At 51.3% G+C, this 5,554-nt stretch carries 3 protein-coding genes; all 3 read left to right on the top strand.

Annotated features, from left to right (window positions below):
* A partial coding sequence (locus tag DEF47_RS03225; RefSeq protein ID WP_287044959.1) for a transposase occupies nucleotides 1–648 on the top strand: 648 nt, incomplete at its 5' end.
* Between the two features lie 95 nt (nucleotides 649–743).
* Entirely contained in the window at nucleotides 744–3,818 is a 3,075-nt protein-coding gene (locus DEF47_RS03220) for a type ISP restriction/modification enzyme (protein WP_287044958.1), read from the top strand.
* 117 nt (nucleotides 3,819–3,935) lie between these two features.
* Nucleotides 3,936–5,381 (top strand): RsmB/NOP family class I SAM-dependent RNA methyltransferase, encoded by a 1,446-nt coding sequence (locus DEF47_RS03215; RefSeq protein WP_012189483.1) that lies wholly within the window; start codon nucleotides 3,936–3,938, stop codon nucleotides 5,379–5,381.
* Nucleotides 5,382–5,554: the final 173 nt, after the last annotated feature.

Below are 5,554 nucleotides of genomic sequence, written 5' to 3'. Positions count from 1 at the left end.
GGACACGCCGCGCAGCCGTTGGCCACGTTTGTCCGCGAGCTTGGCCCGGTGGCAACGTGGGATTGTGCGATCATCGTGGGGAAGGAGCAGCAGGTGCATGGGCGGCTGATCGTCACGCGGGTGACGCAGGCGGTTGCCGATCAGCGCCGGGCACGGATTCGCCAGCATGCCCAGCACCAGCATCGGATGCCGTCGGCAGCGGCCTTGGCGCTGGCGGATTGGAATGTGGTCTTCACGAATGTGCCACGGCTGCTGATCAGCACGACCGAGGTCTGGACCGTGATGCGGGTGCGCTGGCAAATTGAACTGCTGTTTAAGCTCTGGAAAAGCCATGCACGAATCGATGACTGGCGCACGGCGAATCCGGCACGGGTCTTGTGTGAAATCTATGCCAAATTGATTGGGCTGGTGTTTCAGCAGTGGCTGCTGGCCGCCAGTAGCTGGCATGATCCGGAGCGGAGTTTGTTCAAAGCCGCGCCGATTGTCGCGGGGATGGCGGGCGAACTGGCCAGCACGCAGGCTGATCCGCCGCAGTTTTTGCGGGTGTTGACACGGCTCGCGGCCTTGATTCAGCGCTGGGCGAGGACGAACAAACGCCAGCAGCCACCGACCACGGCTCAGCGTTTACGGGCATTAACGGCAGCATGAACCTAAGCTTGATGCGCATGGGGCTAGAATCCTCGTTGCTCTTTGCCCAGCTCTCGCGTACAATAGTGCTACTTTTGTGTATGAGGGTTGAATCAATGCTGTCGATCAAGCCAAATCATAAGGCGGTGCGCGAGTATTACGCCAGTTTGCGCAGTTTGGCCGAGGCCCGTGCCCAACACGAGGGCGCAGTTGCTCCAGCCTTTGCGGCCTTGCTCCGCGCTTGCGCAAGCCAGATGGGCTGGACATTGGTCGAACAGTATTCGATCCGCTTGAAAAAAAGCTCGATTCGCGCCGATGGTGCTTTGCTCGATAGTTTTACCTTGATTCGCGGGGTCTGGGAAGCCAAAGATAGTAACGATGATTTGGCAACTGAGGTGCGTAAAAAGTTCGCCGCTGGCTATCCCGCTGAAAATATCTTGTTTCAGGCTCCGCAACGGATTATTCTTTGGCAAAATCAGCGCCAAGTGCTCGATGTGGATATTAGCCAGCCCGATGCGTTGATCGATGCGCTGCTGCTGTTTTTCAATTATCAGCCGCCCCAATATTTGCAATGGGATCACGCGGTCGTCGAGTTTCGCGAGCGCGTGCCCGAACTCGCCCAAGGCGTGCTGCGTTTGATCGAGCGCGAAATTAGCGAGAAGAATCAGCGTTTTATCACGGCGCTTGAGCGCTTTATGGCCTTGGTGCGCGAGGCGATCAACCCCAATATTTCGGTTTCAGCGGTCGAGGAGATGTTGATTCAGCACTTGTTGACCGAGCGGATTTTTCGCAAGGTCTTTAATAATCCCGATTTTGTTAATCGCAATGTGATTGCCCGCGAAATTGAAACCGTGATTCAGGCATTAACTTCGCGTTCGTTCAATCGTAATGATTTTTTGCGTGAACTCGACCGTTTTTATGGGGCAATCGAATCGACCGCCGCCACCATCGAGAATTTCAGCCATAAACAGGATTTCTTGAACACGCTGTATGAGAATTTTTTCCAAGGCTTTTCGATTAAGGTCGCTGATACGCATGGGATTGTTTACACGCCTCAGCCGATTGTCGATTTTATGGTGCGTTCGGTCGAGGAGTTGTTGCGGCGCGAATTTAATACCTCGCTCGGCAACGCGGGCGTGCATGTGCTCGACCCATTTGTTGGCACTGGCAACTTTTTGCTGCGGGTGATGCACGAAATTCCGCGCAGCAAATTGCGCCAAAAATATGCCGAGGAATTACACTGCAACGAGGTGATGTTGTTGCCCTACTACATCGCTTCGATGAATATCGAGCATTTGTATTATGAATTGACCAATAGCTATCAAGAATTCAATGGCATTTGTTTGGTCGATACCTTTGAATTAGCTCAAGTTGGCGCAGGCCAGCAATTGGGCTTGTTTGTGCCCGAAAACACCGAGCGCGTGCTCAAACAACAACAACAAGATATTTTTGTAATCATCGGCAACCCACCTTACAACGCCCGCCAAGTTAACGAGAATGATAATAATAAAAATCGTAAGTATGAAATTATCGATCAACGGGTGGCTATGACCTATAGCCGCGATTCACAACAAACCAACAAAAATGCATTGAACGATCCATATGTTAAATCCTTTCGCTGGGCGGCTGATCGAATTATACGCAACGGTGATGAAGGTATTGTAGCCCTTGTTACCAACAATAGTTTTATTGATGATTTATCGTTTGATGGCATGCGCAAGCATTTAGCACAGGATTTTGATGCAATCTATGTGCTTGATCTTGGTGGCAATGTGCGCAAAAATCCCAAACTTTCCGGCACAACACACAATGTGTTTGGCATTCAGGTTGGAGTCAGTATCATTTTTCTGATCAAAAAGCGTGGTTCAACTAAAGCAAGTGATGCCAAAATTTGGTATGCGCGAGCTGGCGAGATGTGGAAAAAACAAGAAAAGTTTAATTTGCTTAATCAGGCTGAAACAATAGATAAAATCGAATGGCAAGAAATTTTACCTGATAAAAAGCATACTTGGCTCACGGATGGCTTAGAAAATGATTTTGATAATTTTATTCCCTTAGGTACAAAGGAAGCGAAAAAAGGATTTGGTCAAGCAATTTTCACACAATTTACAAATGGTGTAAAAAGTAATCGTGATGCTTGGGTTTGGAATTTTGATTCTGATACCTTATCAAACAACATCAAAACCACTATTGATTATTACAATGATCATGTTTCTCGCTGGCAAAGATTGGTGACCAAACAAGAAATTGATAGTTTTATTTCTACTGATGACAAAAAAATTAGTTGGAGCGGTGATCTAAAAAGTAATATCCAACGAGGGCGTTATATCCAATATGATGCAAATAAAGTTATAGATGGCATCTATCGACCATACACAAAACAGAAAATTTACTTTGAACGGCTTCTCAATGAGCGAGTCTACCTGATACCATCTCTATTCCCAACAGCTAGTGAAAATCGGGTAATTTGCGTTGTCAACGAGGCACAAATCCCATTTTCAGCCCAAATCACTAACGTCATTCCTTGTTTGCATTATGGTGGGCGGCAAACTCAATGCTTCCCATATTATGTCTATGATGACGATGGCAGCAACCAGCGCGAAAACATCAGCGATTGGGCGCTTGAGCACTTCCGCAGCCAACTTGGCGAGCCAAGCATCGAAAAATGGGATATTTTTTATTATGTGTATGGGCTGCTGCACTCGCCGCATTACCGCGAACGCTACGCCGCCAACTTACGCCGCGAACTGCCGCGCATCCCAATTGTGGCCTTGGCCGATTTTCAGGCCTTGGCCCAAGCAGGCCGCGAGCTGGCCGAACTGCACATTAATTACGAAAGTCAGCCTGAATATAATTTACAATGGCTCGAAAACCGCGACGAACCACTGAATTGGCGGGTTGAAAGCATGAAACTCAGCAAAGATCGCACAACCCTGCGCTACAACAACTTTCTGAGTTTGGCGGGCATTCCGGCGGCGGCCTTTGAATATAAGCTGGGCAACCGCTCGGCGCTCGATTGGGTGATTGATCAATATCGGGTCAGCACCGATGCGCGGTCGGGCATCACCAACGATCCCAATCGCCACGACGATCCTGAGTATATCGTGCGGCTGATCGGCAAAATCATCACCATCAGCCTCAAAACCGTCGAGATTGTGACGCGAATTGGGGATGTGGCCCTCACCCCCTAACCCCCTCTCCCGCCCAGCAGGCGAGGGGGAACCACCAAACCAAATGCTCCCCTCGCCCGCCGCCGTGGGAGAGGGGTCGGGGGTGAGGGAACTACGATCCCGCATAAAGGAACAACAATGACACGTCAACTACCGCGACAGCTTGAAGCCTATCGCGATTTACTGAATGAAACCGAGCTTAACCAACTGTTGGAGAGCATCAACCAACCATTGCCCAGCGGCCTGCGCACCAATCCGCTCAAGGCGAGTGCAAACGGCCCGCAAGCCTGGCAACAACAGTATGGCTGGCAACTAGAGCAAGTGCCATTTTGCCCAACGGGATGGCAACTCCGCAACGAGGTTGGCAACTTAAGCCGCACCGTCGAGCATCAAATGGGCCATTACTACATCCAAGATGCCGCCTCGATGTTGCCCGTTGAGCTATTTGAATTGCCCCCTGAGGCCGAACCAAGTGTGCTGGATTTGACCGCTGCTCCTGGCGGCAAAACCACCCATATCATCTCGCAACTGCAAGATCGTGGGCTGGTGGTGGCCAACGACAGCAACTTACAACGGATTGCTGGCCTCAAAGGCAATATTCAGCGCTGGGGCAGCACCTCGGCGGTGATCACTAACCAACCAGGCGAGCGTATGGGTCGTTGGTTGCCCGAACAATTCGATTATGTTTTATTGGATGCGCCGTGTAGTGGTGAAGCGCTGCGCACCAGCGAACGCCACACCAGCCGTCTGGTTTCGAGCCACGAACGCAACACCCTACAACAACGCCAAATTAAGTTGCTTGAAAGTGCCTTGCAAGCGGCGCGACCGAATGGCCATGTGGTTTATTCGACCTGTAGCCTTGCGCCCGAAGAAGATGAGGCGGTGCTTGATGCGCTGCTCAAACGCTACCCTGAGCAAATTCAGATTATGTCAATTCCAACCAGCGTGCCAATTGAAGCGCCTGGCTTGTTGGCGGCAGGCTCACAGCATTACGATCCCAGCATCGCCAAGGCCTTGCGTTTATGGCCGCATCTCTACAACACCGCCGGATTTTTCGCTGCGCTGATTATCAAGCGTGATCAGATTGCCACGCCCAGCCTAGAGCGCCCGCAACAAACCCTAGCCAAAGCTGGCTACAAAGCAGTTACTGCCGACGAACAGCGCCAAATTCTTGATACATTGCACGCTGTGTATGGCTTTGATCTGGGTAAAATTTTAGAAGCCAACGGCCTGAGTTTATGGCGTAACGGCAAAACAATTCAGGCGATTCCAGAGCGCTGGCTCAACAATTTCGAGCACTTTCCATTTGTCAGTGCAGGGATTCAGGTTGGCAAACTATCGCGGCATGGATTCCAACCAGCCCATGATTTGGCTTCGCGCTATGCCGAGCAATTCAGCCAACAATGGCTCACGATCAACGATCAACAGATTGACGATTGGCTCGCCCGCCGCGATCTACCGCTGAAAACCAGCACGTATGCAGCTGGCAGCATCGTGGTGGTGCGCGATCAGCAGCAGCGCTACCTTGGTTTAGGCCAAATCGACGGCAACAGCCTAGAAAATTTGCTGCCGCATTGGCAATAGAGGCTATGAGCTTATACAGCGCGATCCCTCACCCCAACCCCTCTCCCATCGCGGCGGGCGAGGGGAGATCCAAGGCTCATGATGGGATGGTTCCCCCTCGCCTCGCGTGCGGGAGAGGGGGTGAGGGCATGATCATCCTCGTTCCCTCACCCCCAACCCCTCTCCCATCGCGG

The sequence above is a fragment of the Herpetosiphon sp. genome, assembly GCF_003512625.1.
In the GTDB taxonomy this organism is placed as follows: domain Bacteria; phylum Chloroflexota; class Chloroflexia; order Chloroflexales; family Herpetosiphonaceae; genus Herpetosiphon; species Herpetosiphon aurantiacus.
This window is presented reverse-complemented; position numbering and strand designations above follow the sequence as displayed.

Excerpts from the sequence above, each read along its gene's own strand:
- DEF47_RS03220 (WP_287044958.1), top strand. The coding sequence starts at position 744 with ATGCTGTCGATCAAGCCAAATCATAAGGCGGTGCGCGAGTATTACGCC.
- DEF47_RS03215 (WP_012189483.1), top strand. The coding sequence starts at position 3,936 with ATGACACGTCAACTACCGCGACAGCTTGAAGCCTATCGCGATTTACTG.